At 44.9% G+C, this 15,963-nt stretch carries 15 protein-coding genes; 9 read left to right on the plus strand and 6 right to left on the minus strand.

All coding sequences use genetic code 11. The features are described from left to right. The 6 genes from JWV37_RS09855 to JWV37_RS09880 all read left to right on the plus strand — a co-directional run. Window positions 1-656: diguanylate cyclase domain-containing protein (locus tag JWV37_RS09855; protein WP_205459633.1), on the plus strand; the 656-nt coding region annotated here is incomplete at its 5' end. A gap of 226 nt (window positions 657-882) precedes the next feature. Continuing rightward, window positions 883-3,927, plus strand: coding sequence for a transporter substrate-binding domain-containing protein (locus JWV37_RS09860; protein ID WP_205459634.1), 3,045 nt, complete (start codon window positions 883-885; stop codon window positions 3,925-3,927). Continuing rightward, window positions 3,917-4,978: a response regulator gene (locus JWV37_RS09865; protein ID WP_205459635.1), complete on the plus strand. Its 1,062-nt coding sequence runs from the start codon at window positions 3,917-3,919 to the stop codon at window positions 4,976-4,978. The genes JWV37_RS09860 and JWV37_RS09865 overlap by 11 nt, the downstream gene beginning before the upstream one ends. 143 nt (window positions 4,979-5,121) lie before the next feature. Further along, on the plus strand, window positions 5,122-6,813 hold the full coding sequence (locus tag JWV37_RS09870) for a methyl-accepting chemotaxis protein (RefSeq protein WP_205459636.1): 1,692 nt from the start codon (window positions 5,122-5,124) through the stop codon (window positions 6,811-6,813). 1 nt (window position 6,814) lies between these two features. Next, on the plus strand, window positions 6,815-7,390 hold the full coding sequence (locus tag JWV37_RS09875; protein WP_205459637.1) for a CheB methylesterase domain-containing protein: 576 nt from the start codon (window positions 6,815-6,817) through the stop codon (window positions 7,388-7,390). Beyond that, complete coding sequence (locus JWV37_RS09880) at window positions 7,377-8,216, plus strand: CheR family methyltransferase (RefSeq protein WP_205459638.1); 840 nt, start codon at window positions 7,377-7,379, stop codon at window positions 8,214-8,216. Before JWV37_RS09875 ends, JWV37_RS09880 begins: the two co-directional genes overlap by 14 nt. Here the strand turns inward: JWV37_RS09880 and JWV37_RS09885 are convergent. From JWV37_RS09885 to JWV37_RS09905, 5 genes are all read right to left on the minus strand, one after another. After that, window positions 8,213-8,566 carry a cupin domain-containing protein gene (locus tag JWV37_RS09885; protein WP_205459639.1) on the minus strand — a complete coding sequence of 118 codons (354 nt, stop codon included), beginning with the start codon at window positions 8,564-8,566 and terminating at the stop codon, window positions 8,213-8,215. The genes JWV37_RS09880 and JWV37_RS09885 overlap by 4 nt on opposite strands. Before the next feature lie 15 nt (window positions 8,567-8,581). After that, window positions 8,582-9,196: a 3'-5' exonuclease gene (locus JWV37_RS09890; protein ID WP_205459640.1), complete on the minus strand. Its 615-nt coding sequence runs from the start codon at window positions 9,194-9,196 to the stop codon at window positions 8,582-8,584. Further along, window positions 9,196-11,010 (minus strand): DUF294 nucleotidyltransferase-like domain-containing protein, encoded by a 1,815-nt coding sequence (locus JWV37_RS09895; protein WP_205459641.1) that lies wholly within the window; start codon window positions 11,008-11,010, stop codon window positions 9,196-9,198. Before JWV37_RS09895 ends, JWV37_RS09890 begins: the two co-directional genes overlap by 1 nt. Before the next feature lie 79 nt (window positions 11,011-11,089). Further along, complete coding sequence (locus JWV37_RS09900; protein WP_205459642.1) at window positions 11,090-12,982, minus strand: sodium:solute symporter family protein; 1,893 nt, start codon at window positions 12,980-12,982, stop codon at window positions 11,090-11,092. 10 nt (window positions 12,983-12,992) lie between these two features. Then, window positions 12,993-13,247: a DUF4212 domain-containing protein gene (locus JWV37_RS09905; protein ID WP_205459643.1), complete on the minus strand. Its 255-nt coding sequence runs from the start codon at window positions 13,245-13,247 to the stop codon at window positions 12,993-12,995. Window positions 13,248-13,554: 307 nt separating this feature from the next. Here JWV37_RS09905 and JWV37_RS09910 point away from each other — a divergent pair, with 307 nt between their 5' ends. Continuing rightward, on the plus strand, window positions 13,555-13,818 hold the full coding sequence (locus JWV37_RS09910) for a hypothetical protein (protein WP_205459644.1): 264 nt from the start codon (window positions 13,555-13,557) through the stop codon (window positions 13,816-13,818). On the opposite strand, the gene JWV37_RS09915 is transcribed toward JWV37_RS09910, so the two are convergent. Then, window positions 13,799-14,413 carry a GDSL-type esterase/lipase family protein gene (locus tag JWV37_RS09915; protein ID WP_205459645.1) on the minus strand — a complete coding sequence of 205 codons (615 nt, stop codon included), beginning with the start codon at window positions 14,411-14,413 and terminating at the stop codon, window positions 13,799-13,801. The genes JWV37_RS09910 and JWV37_RS09915 overlap by 20 nt on opposite strands. Before the next feature lie 78 nt (window positions 14,414-14,491). On the opposite strand from JWV37_RS09915, the gene JWV37_RS12940 reads away from it, so the two are divergent. Continuing rightward, a complete protein-coding gene (locus JWV37_RS12940) occupies window positions 14,492-15,394 on the plus strand; it encodes a DMT family transporter (protein WP_205459646.1) in 903 nt (300 codons plus the stop codon). Then, complete coding sequence (locus tag JWV37_RS09925; RefSeq protein WP_205459647.1) at window positions 15,391-15,951, plus strand: LOG family protein; 561 nt, start codon at window positions 15,391-15,393, stop codon at window positions 15,949-15,951. The genes JWV37_RS12940 and JWV37_RS09925 overlap by 4 nt, the downstream gene beginning before the upstream one ends. Window positions 15,952-15,963 lie beyond the last annotated feature (12 nt).

The following is a 15,963-nucleotide window of genomic DNA, read 5'->3' on the forward strand; positions in this document are numbered from 1 at the left end:
CAGAGCCTTTTTATCACGTGCACATGCGCATGCGCCATAAAAATGGCGAATGGATTTGGATTCATTCGTGCGGTGGCATATTAAAGCGTGATATTAACGGTAACCCTGAATTGTTAGGCGGATGGCACCTTAGAATCGACGAACCAAAACATAAAGAAGACTCTCTTTTGGAATACCTTGACGCTACAACAGGACTATTTTCAAGCACTTTTTACAATGTTTTAGTCCCTTTACACATTCGCAGAGCGCGCAGGGAACACGCGGGTGTTGCCTTGTTTCTTTTTGAATTATCTAACCTTCATGCCATCGAAACCACTTACGGTGTAGCCCAGTCTAATGAGGCGGTCAAGGCAGTCGCATTGGTGCTTCAAGGTCAGCTCACCCACCCCAGTGGGATGCTTTTTCGTATGAATGCCTTTACTTTTTGCATGGTTTTTTGGTTTGATGTTTACAAGGAAGCAAACCAAACCCACGCAAAAACCCAAGATCGACTCAAAGATATCACCCTTTTTGCAGGGGAAAAACCCTTGAAACTCACCATTCAAAATGGCAGAGCATTTATGTTTCCGGGGTCTTACATGGATGAGGCACTTTTATACCAAAGCGCCTACAGTGACCTTAAAAAATACCAAAACGAAGAGATAGCCCAATTTTAGTAACGTGCTTTAGTGGATTTACTACAAAGATAAAATGAGCTACAATGCTTTACATGTAAACAAAGTTCTTGCAAAACAGGATTAGCAAGAACGCCAATGCTTGTTGTTGCCGCAGGCTTCCTTTTTAGTCATCTTGCACCAACCGTGCAAAAGGGTCTACATGAGGGTTTTACTTTTTTTAGTTGTGTTATTTAGCTTACTTCACACAGAACATGCGCGTAATAGCATGCGCGAATCAACCGCTTTTTCTCTTGATTTTTTAACCCCCGAAGAACAAAGTTTTTTAGCACAAAATCCCACCATTCCCATTGGCGTAGATTTTCAATGGCCACCTTTTGAATTTCAAGAAAACGGTATTCAACAAGGCTACTCCATGGATGTCTTGCGCCTCCTTGAAGAACGCCTTGGCGTCCGCTTTACACTCGTTTCAAAAGCACAATGGAGCCAAACCTTTGCCTTGTTTGAAAAAGGAGAAATTCCTGCTCTTTCCATGGTTGCTCCCACAAAAGAACGTGAAGCCTTTGCGCTTTTTGGAACACCCATCCTTCAAGCCAACCTCGCCCTTGCCTTACCAAAAAATGCACAACAAGTGGTCTCTTTTGAACAGCTTGTTGGCAAAAAAGTAGGTGCTATTGCTGAGTATTGGTATATTCCTTACATTCAACAAGAACATCCGCGCATCACCCTTGTGACTTTTTCTTCCATTCAAGAGGCATTTAAAGGGTTGCTAGAGGGAGAAATTGATGCTTATTTAGACATTCAACCTGTTTTGCATTATTATCTTAACCGTTATTTTTCCACTGAGTTTAAAGCCTCACTTCCTCTAAAAATTCCCCACGCCCCTTTGGTTGATTATCACATTGGCGTACACAAAGAGTTTCCTCTTTTGCGCACCATTTTAGACAAAACATTGCATACCATCCCCCCTCAAACCCTTTTAAGCTTACAGCAAAAATGGCTAGGCGATACTTTGGCACCAAGCCTCTCTAGACAGCTTCTGATTCGCCCCCAAGTGCAACAATTTTTATCAAACCTACACACACTAAAACTTGGCATTGATACCAGCTGGCCGCCTTTTGAGTTTTTAGATGAACAGGGTCACCACAAAGGGGTTGTGCAAGAGGTTGTTGATTATATACTAACCCAATCACTAGGCATCACACCTCTACTTGTAAGCGCGCCTGTATGGAAAGAGCACATTGAAGCCATTCAAACCCAAAAAATCGATGTGATTTCAGGCATTGTTAACAACGAAGAGCGCGCCAAAAAAATGCTCTTCACGAACCCCTACCTAACCATGCCGTTGATGATTCTAGGAAGGTTTGATGAAAAACTGATTGATTCTTTAGATGAGCTACGAGGCAAAAATGTTGGTGTAGTTAACGGCTACGTTACGGGGGATATTTTGACCCAAAAGTACCCCCAGGTTATTCCGCGTTTTTTTCCCGATTTAAAAAGCGGTCTTATTGCGCTTAGTCAAGGCGAAGTGGACTATTTTTTCGACGGTTTAGCTGCCATGAATTACACTATTCGCGCCGAAGGAATTACAAACCTTAAGCTTCTTGGCCAAACAGGAGAGGTGTATGCTTTGAGTTTTGGTGTGCGTAAAGATTGGCCTGAACTTGTTGAGGCACTCAATTATGTCATTGACACCACGCCAAAAGAAACCATCAACCGGCTCATTGACCCTTGGGTTCATATGGAAATCCAAGGGTCAATTGACTATTCGCTAGCATGGAAAGCGGTCTTAATCTTCAGTTTTATTATTGCTTTTATTGTCTACTGGAACCGCCGCTTGCACGCTGAAATTCTCCATCGCAAAAAAATCGAGGAGCAGCTCTTTCAAGCGCAACTGCGGGCAGAAAAAGCCAATCAAGCCAAGAGTGAATTTCTCTCTAACATGAGCCATGAAATTCGCACGCCCATGAACGCGGTTATTGGGTTTGCAGACCTTACCGCCAAGATGGATTTGCCACCAAAAGCCCTACACAACATTCAAACCATTCAAAAATCCGCCAAGGCTCTCGTTGGACTCATTAACGATATTTTAGATCTGTCAAAAATCGAAGCAGGAAAGGTTGAAATCAAACGCGAAATTGTCAACGTCACCTCACTAGCAGAAGATTTGCAAGCTATTTTTTCCTTGCGAGCTAAACACAAAACTATCTACTTTGAAACCATCGTGCACCAAAACACGCCTAAGGCTTTGATTTTTGATGAATTGCGCGTGCGTCAAATCCTCGTCAATCTCATCGGAAATGCCGTAAAATTTACCCACGAGGGCGGTGTAAAAGTCTGCTTTAGTGCCACCCCAAACCCCCAAAGAGATAGCACTGTTGATTTACATGTAAAGGTCGAAGATACAGGCATTGGCATCCTTGAAGAGGAGCAAGAAAAAATCTTTGGTATGTTTGAACAACAAAGTGGGCTAAATGGCAGAACCTACGGTGGCACGGGACTTGGACTAGCTATTTCAAAAAAATTTGCGGAGCTTATGGGAGGTGTTATTCGCGTAAAAAGTGCGCCCAAAAAAGGCTCAACATTCACTCTGACGCTCACCCATGTGGAAGTAGCCGCCAGCCTTCCCTCACGCTCTAAACAAACCCACAGTTTACATTTTCACGAGGCCTGCGTGTTGGTTGTTGATGATATTGAAGAAAACTTAGAATTGCTTGGAGATATTTTAGAAACATACGGCCTTAGCACTATTTTAAGTGCTTCAGGGGAAGAGGCCATTCATCTGGCCGAAGAAGAGCGGCCGAACCTTATTTTAATGGATATTAAAATGCCCCAAGTAGATGGATGCACCGCCGCAAAAGCCATCCGCGCCAATGCAATCACTGCTCACATTCCCATCATCGCCGTCTCTGCTTCGGTTTTGGGGGAGGAGGATGAGGCCAAAAACGGCACGTTTGATGGGTTTATTCCCAAACCTATCGACATTGCCGAGCTTGAAACACTCTTGATGGACTTTCTTCCCCATGAAAAAAAAGCACTGCCTTGCGCACCCTTAACCGCGCAAAACAACACCTTACTCGCCGTCTCAACGGCCGCCCTTCCTCCTTTGTTGGCCAAGGCTAAAGAGGCGCTTAATAGTGGGGATTTTGATATTATCGAGGAGTTAATACTTCTTCTAAAAGAAACGCCTGGCAACGAAGCATTGATTGAAAACTTAGAACTTGGATTAGAAGATATCGACATAGACGCACTCGAAACAAAACTTACAGCCATAGTGGCATTCTTAGAAAAAAGGGTTCAAGATGGTATTTGAAGAAAGCACTGTTATGATTGTGGATGATATTGTTGAAAACATTAAAGTCGCCATGGGGCACTTGCAAGCTTTACATGTAAAGGTTGTCTACGCCACCAATGGGCTTCAAGCCCTCGAACGCGCCGAAAAAACCCGTCCAAACCTCATCCTCATGGATGTGATGATGCCCCAAATGGGTGGTTTTGAAACCGCTAAAGCCCTAAAGAAAAATCCGCTACTGCGGGAAATTCCCATTATCTTTTTAACCGCGCGCGCCGAAGCAGAAGATGTCAAACAAGGCTTTGAAGCAGGCGGGGTAGATTACATTACTAAGCCTTTCAACGGCGAAGAATTGCTTATGCGGGTCAAAACCCACCTTGAACTCACCCTTCACCGATGCCGCCTCGAAGAGCAAGTCAGCAGACGCACCCAAGAGATTGAGCTACTAAAATCTAGCATCATTGAAGCCATGGGTTCGCTGGCCGAATACCGCGATGGCGAAACAGGCGCACACATCAAACGCACGCAACACTACGTCAAAATTCTGTGCCAACATCTCTTAACGCTTCCTAAATATGCCGAGTTTGTCACCCAAGATTACGCCCAGCTCTTGTTTAAATCTGCACCATTGCACGACATTGGAAAGGTTGGCATTCGAGACCATATTTTGCTAAAACCGGGAAAACTCACTCCCGAAGAATTTGAAATCATGAAGCAACACGCCGCTTTTGGAGAGGCCATCATCGACAAACTCATTGGCATTAATGGCCCTACTGATTTTCTTGTTTCGGCCAGAGAAATCACAGGGGGTCACCATGAAAAATGGAATGGCAGCGGCTACCCTAGAGGATTATCAGGTGAAGAAATTCCCCTCTCAGCACGTATTATGGCCATTGCTGATGTGTACGACGCCCTCACCTCTCCTCGGGTTTATAAAATAGCCTTTTCCCATCAAGTGGCAATAGATACCATTCGCGATCAATCAGGAAAACATTTTGATCCCACTCTTGTTGAAGCTTTTTTGCATCTTGAGCAAGAGTTTCTTTTTATTGCTACCACCTTAAAAGATTAGGCGCCAATCATTCCCAACTGTAACACTTTGGGGTTTTCTTACAAAACCTAACGCCAATACCCTCTCAACGCCCAAAAACCCCACAAAAAAATGGTGCATTTTAGTTATAATGGTGCTAAGTTTCTCTATGCAAAGGACACCCCATGAACCTTTCTACTCGCATTATTACCATGATTATTGGCTCTTTGGTTCTTTTAACACTACTTCTTGGATTGACAACGCGCCACTTCATGGAAGAATCTGTTGCATTTTTTACCCAAAATTATCATGAAAAAATGGTTCAAGCCCGCAAAGATGAGCTTAAAAGTGAGATGCGCATCATTCAAACCGTAGCGCAAAAGGTCTACGAAGAAGAGACTGCACGGGGCAGCAGTGAAGAGGCGACCAAAGCAGCTATCCTTCACAAAATTCGCGATATTCGCTTTTTTGAGGATGATAGTGGGTATGTTTTTGTCTACAGTCCTGATGGCACCAATATCATGCTCCCTGTTAACACTTCTTTGGAGGGCAAAAACCTCATTGGCCTCAAAGACAGCGATGGAATGTTTTTTGTCAAAGAGCTTATTGAAGCTTCCAAGCGTGGAGGAGACTTTGTTTTGTATAATTTTCCAAAAATCAAAGACGGAGAGCCTTTGCCAAAACTGGGCTATGCCGTCCCTTTTGCTCCCTATGGTTGGATGATGGGCACGGGCGTTTACATCGACAATATCGACAAAGACGTTGCCATACTATCAGCAGAAACAGCAGCAGAAAACAAAAAAGTGCTCTTTCTTTTTACACTCATTAGTGTGGTAATGGTTCTAATCATAGGCGTGTCTAGCCTTTTCCTCATTCGCCTCAAAATCACTTCACCTCTAAAAAACCTCATTCAGCGAGCACAAAACCTTTCTAGCGGCGATGGTGACCTGACTCGAAAACTGGACATTGATGGCAATGACGAAATTAGCCGTGCCAGTGAGGCTATCAATGCGTTTATCGAGAAAGTACGCATTCTCATTAGTGACGCAAAACAACTCTCAAGTGAAAACTCTTCTGTGGCCCATGAACTCTCCACCACTTCCTTGCAATCAGGCAAGCGCATTGAGGATTCCACCACACTAGTAGGCAACACCACCCAAAAAGCCACCAGCATGCAAAAAGAGATGCGAGGCTCTATTAAAGAGGCAAAAGAAGGTAAAGCAGAACTTGAAAAAGCCAGTGTCTTTGTCCAAGAAGCTAGCACTTCCATCTTGGATTTAACCGAGCAAATTCAAGAAAGTGCGCATACTGAAATCGAGCTAGCGCGAAAAATCGAACAACTTAGCCACGATGCCGAACAAGTCAAAGAGATTTTGACCGTCATTAATGACATTGCCGATCAAACCAACCTTTTAGCCTTAAATGCCGCCATTGAAGCAGCACGTGCTGGAGAGCATGGGCGTGGGTTTGCAGTTGTAGCTGATGAAGTGCGAAAACTCGCCGAGCGCACCCAAAAAAGCCTTATTGAAATCAACGCAACCATCAACGTCATTGTCCAGGCTGTTGCTGATTCGAGTGAACAAATGACCCGCAATGCCAAACGCGTTGAAGAGCTCACCCATGTAGCAGGCAATGTCAAAGAAAAAATCACCCACATGGACACCACCATGCGCCACGCTATCACCATGTCAGACAAAACAGCCCAAAGCTACATTACCAATGGCGACGAAATAGAAGAGATTATCCAAGGGGTTTCCCACATCAACACCCTCTCTACTGAAAATGCCAGAAGTGTAGAAGAGATTGCCAGTGCCGCTGAACACCTTAACAAAATGACCGAAATGCTTAACAGTAAGCTCTCAGAATTCAGAACCTAGCGTGAAAGAAAAACTCATCCTAATCGGGGCTTCCACAGGAGGCCCTGGGCACTTAAAAATACTTTTAAACGCATTGCCAAATACCTTAAACACACCCATCATCATTGCCCAACACATGAACGCTGTGTTTATTCCAAGCTTTGTACAACAATTTCGCGCGGAACTCAAAGTTCCTGTTGTACGCGCCAACGAACCTTTACATGTAAACCAAGGTGGTGTTTATATTTGCGAAAAAAATTGCCTTCTTGAGACCGCGCGACCTCTAAGACTCTCCTTTGAAGAGGCTCCTGCGCAAACCTTGTATAATCCCAGTATTGATGACTTGTTTCTCTCGGCGGTTCCGCTGTGTGAAAAAGTAGATATTTTGGCTATTTTGCTCACCGGCATTGGACATGATGGCGCCAAAGGAATCCAAGAGCTTCACAAAGCAGGAGCAAAGTGTCTTGGAGAAAACGAAGAAAGCGCCGTAGTCTACGGCATGCCAAAACGCGCTAAAGAGCTTGTTCCTGAGCTTGAGATGCTTCCTCTTGGAGAAATCAAGCAACGTATCGAAAGGTTTACCCATGTTTTTTTTTAGAAAAAAGTCTAAAGAACCCCAAGATGCCCCAGCCTCTTCTCCTAAGCCTGTTTTTGATGAGCGTAACCTTGAAGCCCTTCTTCATTATGTTGAACACTACAGCGGCGTAAACCTCACCCCAAAAAAAGAGGTACTTAAGCAGCGGCTTATTTTATTTTGTGAAAACAACGGACTTATTGGCTTTGATGATTTGTTTACTAAAATTCAAGCAGACGCCTCTTTGCGCCAAAACCTCATCAATCTCATCACTGTTAATGAGACCTATTTTTACCGCGAAACCATTCAGCTTGAAGCAGCCGTAGCTTGGTTGAAAGAAAGGGGTGGAAAAGCACGTGTATTGAGTGCTCCTTGTGCCTCAGGGGAAGAGGTCTACTCCCTTTCCATGCTTGCTAGCCAAAGCGGGTTTGCACCCTATACATTAAGCATTTTAGGCATTGATATTAACTCTGAAGCTATCCAAAAAGCTCAAAAAGGCATCTTTAGTGAGCGCTCTTTGCACCGTCTTGATGAGGAGTTAAAATCAACCTATTTTATGAAAATCGCAGGTGAATACACCATTGTGCGTTCACGGTTTGCAGGAGTGGATTTTCAGGTATTGAACATTTTCGATGATGCTTTTTTACGCCTAGAACCTTTTGATATTATTTTTTCAAGAAATATGATGATTTACTTTGATGATGTTTTTAAACAAAAAACAGTAGAGCGGTTTCACAAGTTACTAAAAAATGGTGGTAGACTCTACACTGGCCACGCAGATTTGGTGCCCAGTACGCCCTTGTTTACCAAAGTCACCCAAGGGCGGTTGAGCTACTACGAGAAAGTTTAGCCTATCAGGCGAATCTCATCCTCAAGGTTGGGCACCATACACAAAAACACATAAGGCACGTCACCCTTGACGCGGTACCAGTGGGGGATTCCCGCAGGCACATACAACGCGTCACCCGCCTTAGCCTCAAAGACTTCATTGCCAATCCCCACGCTCGCACAGCCCTCTAGTACGTACTGCTCGTGCTCCACGCTGTTGGTGTGGTTTGGCATAAAACCGCCAGGGGCAATGGTAAACTTGCGCATGGCAAAATGGGGGGCCATTTTAGGGGAGATAATCATCTGCATCTGTGCACCCTCACCCGCTTGCAACGGGGTAGACTCAATAGCACTCACATCAATCACTGGCATACACTACTCCTTGCGTTAAAGACGTTGAATGTTTTGCAGTTTTACAAACATCATCGCAGTCATGATAGCATCATTTACCGCGTCGTGCTTGCCAAAAATCGGCAATCCAAGTTCCCGCATTATTGTATCAAAACGCAGGTCAATTACCCCATCAGGGATGGCTTTGATTTTTTTGTCGTGATAGATGCCTGAAACTTCAATCTGAGCATTAGGTAGCTTGATACCAAGCCAAGGCTGAAGATAGCGGTTCACCATCGCCACATCAAATTCCAGATAATACCCCACTAAAGGCAAGGGCCCAATGAACGCCAAAAACCGCTCCAAAGCTTCCTCGGGCGCCAAAGCCCCCACCATGTCGATGTTGCGCAACTGATGGATAGTGATGCTCTTAGCGGCAATGTCTTTGCTGGGCCGAAGCAACAAAGAGAGGGTTTCTTGGGCGAGGATTTTATTGCCTTTTATTTTCACTGCCCCGATAGATAAGATCTCATCCTTTTTAGGGTCCAAGCCAGTGGTTTCGGTGTCAAACACCACAAACTCATCCTCAGAAAAGGAGTCGTCAAACAAGAACAAAAACCGTGGGTCGCGCAACTTTTTTTTGTTGCGCTCTTTAAAAAAGCGTGTAAACATCACTGCACCATATTGATTTTAAAATGATGGACTAAAAAACGTTTAAACTGGTCTACGATTTTAAAACTGTCTTTAAGGAGTTCAGTTTCGAGCTGATTGAGTTTGTCGGTGCGGATGAAATTGTGCCGCGTTTCGCCCCGTTCGGTTGAGAAAAGTTGTTCTTTAAGGCGCATACTCATGAGCGTATCAAAGGCTTCAACAAGGGCGTCTCCAAAGTGTTCTTCAAAGATCTTTTTTGACTTTAGGGCATGAATACGCCTGATGGTCTCCGTCTCTTCCACGTGGTACTCTAGCGCCAAAGAGCGCACCCCTTGAACGATGGGGAAAATCCCTCCTTTTTTCACATCCAAGCGGTTTTCATCGGCTTTGAGATTAGAAAAAAAGCTAATAGGCGTCTCAAACAACAACGCCGCTTTAGCAAAATTAGCCATAAAAATGTCTTTTCCTGCCATCTGCTCGTAAATACTATCTTTAAGTTTTGCCAGTAATGTTTTATTGCCCGCTACTGCCAAAGCGTCATAAAAAATGGCTAAATGCATGTAATCGTCCTTGCGTGGACTCTCCAAATAACGGGCAAGCTCCACCCTAAAGGCCTTGAATGACTTGCGCCAGTAAGGGTTAGAAACCATAATCCCTCCCTCGCACGCAGGATAGCCAAAATCAAGCAAAGTCTGTGTATAGCGTTCCATCACTTCTTTAAATGCTGGGGCATCGGCCTCATTTTCGATAATAAGCGCATTATCTTGGTCTGTTTTAAGCATCTGCTCTTTACGGCCTTCACTTCCCATAACCACCAAACATGCCTTTTGCTGGAGCTCTTTGGGCACCATCATCTCGTAGAGTTTACGGTAAACTTGCTCATTAAGCTCACTGATAAGCTGAGAAATATACTCTACCTTAGTGCCTTTAGCGTGGAGTTTTTTGATGATGTGCACAAAATCTTGGCTTGCTTTCTTAAGCGCATCAACATCTTTTGCTTTGCGAATTTGAACAGACACCAAGTACGTGTGATTAGCAAAATAGCTGAGTAAATCCAACTGTTCCAAAACCCCAACAACCTTACCATGGTCTGTTACGACAATGCGCTTAATGGCATTTTTAGTCAAATACAACAAAGCATTAAATAAAAAATCATTCGCTTCAATGCTGATGATAGGCCGCAAGGCAATAGGCCCGATGGGAGCGTGTTTATCATACCCTTCATACACTAGCCGCTTGCGTACGGTGCTGTCGGTAACAATCCCATAATCCCCCTCATCATCCACAAGAATACACTTTGCATCCATGCTGTCCATCTTATGTAAAGCACCTAAAATTGGCATTTGCGGAGTAACAACACAAGCTTTATGCAAGAACGAATCTGACACGCGTGCTAACATAAAACCTGAAAGTTGCGTGGTATACTCTTTTTGTTTGGCCGATTGGATGCGATTGGCAAGGTCTGTGAGAAAATAGGCCTTAAATACCCCATTACTCTCCAGCAGTTGACGAAAAGTCTCTTTTTTAATTTCAAAACAAATCAGTTCTTCGTGCACCAAAAAAGTATCCTCGGTTTTGCCATACAGCAGCGCATCCGCGTCAAAGGAGTTTTGGTTGTGGTAAATTTTGATCAGTTCATTATCGTGGTATTCGCCCACCTCTCCTTTAATGATGATATATAAAAATTCAGGAATTTTTTGCGGAGAAATCATCACTGTATCTTTTGTGTAATAAGCAATGTTCATGGCGTTAGTCACGCGAGCAAGTTCAGTGGGAGTAAGCAAACCAAAAGGGTGAATGGATTTTAAAAAAGCTTCTTGGTCTTGAAGGCTCATGGGACTCCTTACATGTAAAGGATAATTATGACACGTTTTAAGCAAAACCGTGCGCGGCGACGCGCACGGAATTCAAACACTAGTGCGCGCTTGCCGCACCTGCACCGCGAGGGATGCGGATGCTTTCCACAAGCTCTTGGATGTGAGATGGGGGTGGTGGTGTCATCTGTGCGACCACATACGCCACGATGAAATGCAACACCATCCCGATGGTGCCAATACCCGTTGGCGCAATGCCCCACAAATAATTGGCCTTATCGCCGCCCATGAACACGAAATACACGATATACGCAAAAGTGAACGTCAAGCCCGTAGCCATGCCCGCAATCGCTCCTTCTTTGTTCATGCGTTTGTAAAAGATACCCATGACGATGGTCGGGAAGAACGAAGCCGCTGCCAAACCGAAGGCAAAAGCAACCACTTGTGCTACAAAACCTGGAGGGTGAATCCCCAAATACCCTGCCACGATGATAGCTACTACCGCCGCAAGTCGCGCAGACATAAGTTCTGCTTTTTCGCTCATCTTAGAACGCCCTGTCACCTTGTCTTTCATGAGTACTTTACCCAAAAGGTCATGGGAAATGGACGTAGAGATAACCAGCAAAAGTCCAGCAGCTGTAGAAAGTGCCGCCGCCAAACCGCCCGCAGCGATAAAGGCAATAACCCAATTGGGAAGCCCTGCAATCTCTGGATTGGCCAAAACGATAATATCCCTGTCTACATATAATTCATTCACTATTTTGCCACTTGCGCGCATTTCTTCAGCACTTGCGGTATGGTTTGAAGCGCCATTGGAAGCCAAACGCTCACCAGAAACACCACGTTCCCCCGTAAAAGTAGGTCTGCCCTTAAAAGCTTCGCCTGCAGCGTATTGGATTTTGCCATCACCATTGCGGTCATTCCACGCCAAAAGACCCGAGTTTTCCCAAGTTTTAAACCACGCACCTTGATTAGGAGTGCCATCCAAATGGGTAGCTTGGCCGTCTGTAAAGGCTTGGTATTCCACGTTTTGGACATTTTTAATGAGGTTCACCCGTGCAAACCCAGCGACTGCGGGGATAGAGGTATACATAATGGCGATGAACAGCAACGCCCATCCTGCCGAAATACGCGCACCTTTTACCGTAGGCGTGGTAAAAAAACGCACGATAACGTGGGGCAATCCCGCTGTACCAAGCATGAGTGCTGTGGTTAGCATAAACACATTCCACGTGCCTGAAATACTTGACGTGTACGCCGCGAACCCAAGGTCTTGGATGGACTGGTCAAGAGCATGCAAGAGGTAGGTTCCCTTGTCAATCATCTGCACCCCATTGTCAAATTCAAAGGCAATCTTAGACCCAAAACCAAGCTGAGGCAAGAACGTGTCTGTCACTTGTAACGAAAGGAAAATAGCAGGTACCGTAAAGGCAAAAATCATCACACAATACTGCGCCACTTGCGTGTAGGTAATGCCCTTCATGCCTCCAAGTACCGCGTACACAAACACGATAGCCATCCCGATGATAACACCCGTGTTAATGTCCACTTGCAAAAAGCGTGAAAAGACGATGCCAACCCCGCGCATTTGCCCTGCAACGTAGGTAAAGGAGATAAAGATAACACACACCACCGCCACCATGCGCGCCACGTCGGAGTAGTAGCGGTCACCGACGAAGTCTGGTACCGTAAACTTTCCAAATTTGCGCAAATAGGGTGCTAAAAGCATGGCAAGAAGCACATAACCGCCTGTCCAGCCCATCAAATACGCTGAACCGTCGCTCCCGATGAACGAAACAATTCCCGCAAGGGAGATAAACGAAGCCGCGCTCATCCAATCCGCGCCCGTTGCCATGCCGTTGGCGATAGGATGCACCCCGCCGCCTGCGACGTAAAACTCTTTCGTTGAGCCCGCCCGTGCCCAAATAGCAATGCCAATATACAACGCAAAAGAGGCGCCCACAAAGAGGTAGATTAAGGTTTGAAGTTCCATTTACTTGCTCCTATTCGTGGATGTCGTATTTTTCTTCGATGCGTTCCATGAGCTTTGCATACACAAAGATAAGAACAACAAAGACATACATGGCGCCTTGTTGGGCAAACCAAAAGCCCAGTTTAAAACCACCAAACTCAATGGCATTGAGCTCTTCTAAGAAGATAATGCCGCATCCAAACGACACCACAAACCACACTACTAAAAGTTTTAGAATGGTTGAGATGTTCTCTTTCCAGTATGCTTGCGCAACTTCTGGGTTCATTCTGGCTCCTTTGTTGAATTTACAAAGTCATAGTAAAACCTTGGCGTAGCATTAGCGTAGCATTGGGAGAAGATTGTTAAAAAGAAACAGATTTTTAGAAATTAAGTGTATTTTTGTAACATTTTTATGAAGATAGTTTAAAAAATACCTCTTAAAAAAGAATTTCTGGCCTAATTATTAAAAATAACCCGCAAAAAACCTATTTTAAGTTATTTTTAATAATTTTATGGGAGTTTATGTGTAACTTTTTTATACACTTTACATGTAAAGCCCACTTGTGTAAAATGGCACTTTTCAAAGGAGACCCATGACACCCACACTGGAAGCTTATTTGGCCAAGGCTGATTCTCTAGCCAAACTTGAACCCAAACACATGCCAAAGGATATTCTCAGAGAATTCACCAAACTCGATGCACCAGCACTGTACAAAACTTGCACCCAGTTTGCCATCTTGCGCCACAACATTCCCCAAAAAGATGCGGTGCTGACACTGGAGGAGGAGGAGATTGCCTCTTTGGCACAGCGCTATGCAACAGAGGTATTAGACGCCCTTAAAGCCCTTGTGCGTTAGTTACACGCAACAACGCTTCGTAGAGCACCTGGGCTAAGTGCGCATACCCTTCATCATTAGGGTGTACGTGGTCACTTTTGAGCGCACCATTTTTAATAACATCAGTGAGTGCGTTTGGCACATACACCACATCCGTTTCTTTGGCAAGAGCATCGTAAATGTCTGCTGTAACAATGCGAATGCCCGTAAACAAAGGTACACCTACGAGCACGGCTTTAGCGCCAGAGGCTTCCACAAGCGCGATCATCTGGCGCACATTAGCCTTGGTTTGAGCTAAATCCATACGGCGCAATATGTCATTCCCACCATGGCAAAGAATCACAATATCAGGCCGCGTTGTTTCAAGCAGCTGGCCCAGACGCGCTAACCCTTGGGCACTCACTTCGCCTGGAATACCTGCATTGGTCACCTTAACACCCGATAATATTGCTAGTTTTTGTGGGTACCCCACACTAGCCCCTGTCCCAAATGTAATGCTATCTCCAAAGGCCAAAATGTGCGTCTCTTTTGGAAGTTCTTCTTTTAAAGACTGGAGTTTTACAAACACCTGATACGCCACCATCCCCAAAATAACCACATACAAAATATACCGCATGATTTTTCCTTTACATGTAAAGCACTTTGGCTATAATACGCGTTTATTTTACTCCCATTTTAACATGAAAGCATCTTTGTGAGAAAACCGCTTAGCAACAAAACCGTCGGCACTATTGCCGTTGTCACCGCTACACTCATCTGGGCAAGCTCGTTTATTGCTCTTAAAATTGCCCTAGGAACAATGGGGCCCATGAGCATCATCTTTGGGCGTATGGTCGCAGCATCTGCGGTGTTTTTACTGTTTTGGAAACACTACCGCGGGCTCTCCTTTACTGCTTCAGACATTAAATACCTTCTAGCTATGGTGCTACTGGAGCCGTGTTTGTATTTTATTTTTGAAATCAAAGCCTTGCAATACACCTCCGCCTCCCAAGCGGGCGTCATCACCTCCACCATGCCTTTGTTTGCAGCTATTGGCGCGGGAATTTTTCTCAAAGAAATCATCACCAAAAACCTGCTCATTGGGTCAACTTTGGCTATTTTGGGAGCTGTTTGGCTCAGCCTTGAAGCTTCTGTGGAAGCGTACGCACCCAACCCGCTCTTGGGTAACACCCTTGAACTTCTTGCCATGCTTTGTGCAGCAGGTTACACCATCATTATCAAACACCTCACTAAACGTTTTTCAGCCCTTTTTCTTACCGCCATCCAAGCCTTCGCGGGGGCTATTTTTTACCTTCCTTTAGCCCTTTGGGAATGGCAAGGCACGCTTCCTGTGGTGAGTTTAGAAGGAATGCTTGCCATTTTATACCTTGGTGTTGTGGTTACCCTTGGGGGCTATGGGCTGTTTAACTTTTCTCTCACCAAGCTTCCTGCTTCAAGGGCTTCAGTGTTTATCAACCTCATCCCTGCCTTTGTGGTCATTTTGGCCTTTATTATTTTGGGTGAAACCCTTAATGTCGCTCAACTCTTTGCCGCAGGAGTCATTTTTCTGGGTGTGTTTATCACTCAAATCAACTTCAAACGAAAGGAACGCTCATGAACATTGCTGTTTTTTGCGGGTCAAGCGGTGGGCATAACCCACTATACGCTAAAGAAGCGCACGCTTTTGGAAAAATCCTCGCTAAAGGAGGTCATGGGCTTGTTTATGGCGGAGGAAGAGTGGGGCTTATGGGCGCTGTTGCCGATGGTGTGCTTGAAGGAAAAGGCCATGTTATGGGTGTTATTCCCCATTCTTTGGAGCAAAAAGAGCTGGCCCACACGGGTGTTAGTGAACTGCACATTGTCAACAACATGCACGAGCGTAAAGCTATGATGGCAGCGCGCGCCGATGCGTTCGTGGCACTTCCTGGAGGCGTGGGAACACTCGAAGAGATTTTTGAAGCGTGGACATGGGCACAGCTTGGCTACCACCAAAAACCCATTGCGTTTTTAGATTTTGGTGGATTTTACACCCATTTGTTTTCTTTTTTGAATCACATGAAAGAAGAGGGATTTTTGCAGAGCATTCACCGTGAGATGCTCATTAGCGAAACTGATCCGCACATACTGCTAGAAAAACTAAAAGCTTACACGCCCCCACGCAACAAGTGGGAGTAAGCCTTTACATGT

It is taken from the genome of Sulfurospirillum tamanense (assembly GCF_016937535.1).
GTDB classification, from domain to species: Bacteria; Campylobacterota; Campylobacteria; order Campylobacterales; family Campylobacteraceae; genus Sulfurospirillum_B; species Sulfurospirillum_B tamanense.

Bases quoted from the DNA above. Each gene is read 5' to 3' on its own strand.
- JWV37_RS09860 (WP_205459634.1), top strand. From the start codon at position 883: ATGCGCGAATCAACCGCTTTTTCTCTTGATTTTTTAACCCCCGAAGAA.
- JWV37_RS09865 (WP_205459635.1), top strand. From the start codon at position 3,917: ATGGTATTTGAAGAAAGCACTGTTATGATTGTGGATGATATTGTTGAA.
- JWV37_RS09870 (WP_205459636.1), top strand. From the start codon at position 5,122: ATGAACCTTTCTACTCGCATTATTACCATGATTATTGGCTCTTTGGTT.
- JWV37_RS09880 (WP_205459638.1), top strand. From the start codon at position 7,377: ATGTTTTTTTTTAGAAAAAAGTCTAAAGAACCCCAAGATGCCCCAGCC.
- JWV37_RS09885 (WP_205459639.1), bottom strand. From the start codon at position 8,566: ATGCCAGTGATTGATGTGAGTGCTATTGAGTCTACCCCGTTGCAAGCG.
- JWV37_RS09890 (WP_205459640.1), bottom strand. From the start codon at position 9,196: ATGTTTACACGCTTTTTTAAAGAGCGCAACAAAAAAAAGTTGCGCGAC.
- JWV37_RS09895 (WP_205459641.1), bottom strand. From the start codon at position 11,010: ATGAGCCTTCAAGACCAAGAAGCTTTTTTAAAATCCATTCACCCTTTT.
- JWV37_RS09900 (WP_205459642.1), bottom strand. From the start codon at position 12,982: ATGGAACTTCAAACCTTAATCTACCTCTTTGTGGGCGCCTCTTTTGCG.
- JWV37_RS09905 (WP_205459643.1), bottom strand. From the start codon at position 13,247: ATGAACCCAGAAGTTGCGCAAGCATACTGGAAAGAGAACATCTCAACC.
- JWV37_RS09910 (WP_205459644.1), top strand. From the start codon at position 13,555: ATGACACCCACACTGGAAGCTTATTTGGCCAAGGCTGATTCTCTAGCC.
- JWV37_RS09915 (WP_205459645.1), bottom strand. From the start codon at position 14,413: ATGCGGTATATTTTGTATGTGGTTATTTTGGGGATGGTGGCGTATCAG.
- JWV37_RS09925 (WP_205459647.1), top strand. From the start codon at position 15,391: ATGAACATTGCTGTTTTTTGCGGGTCAAGCGGTGGGCATAACCCACTA.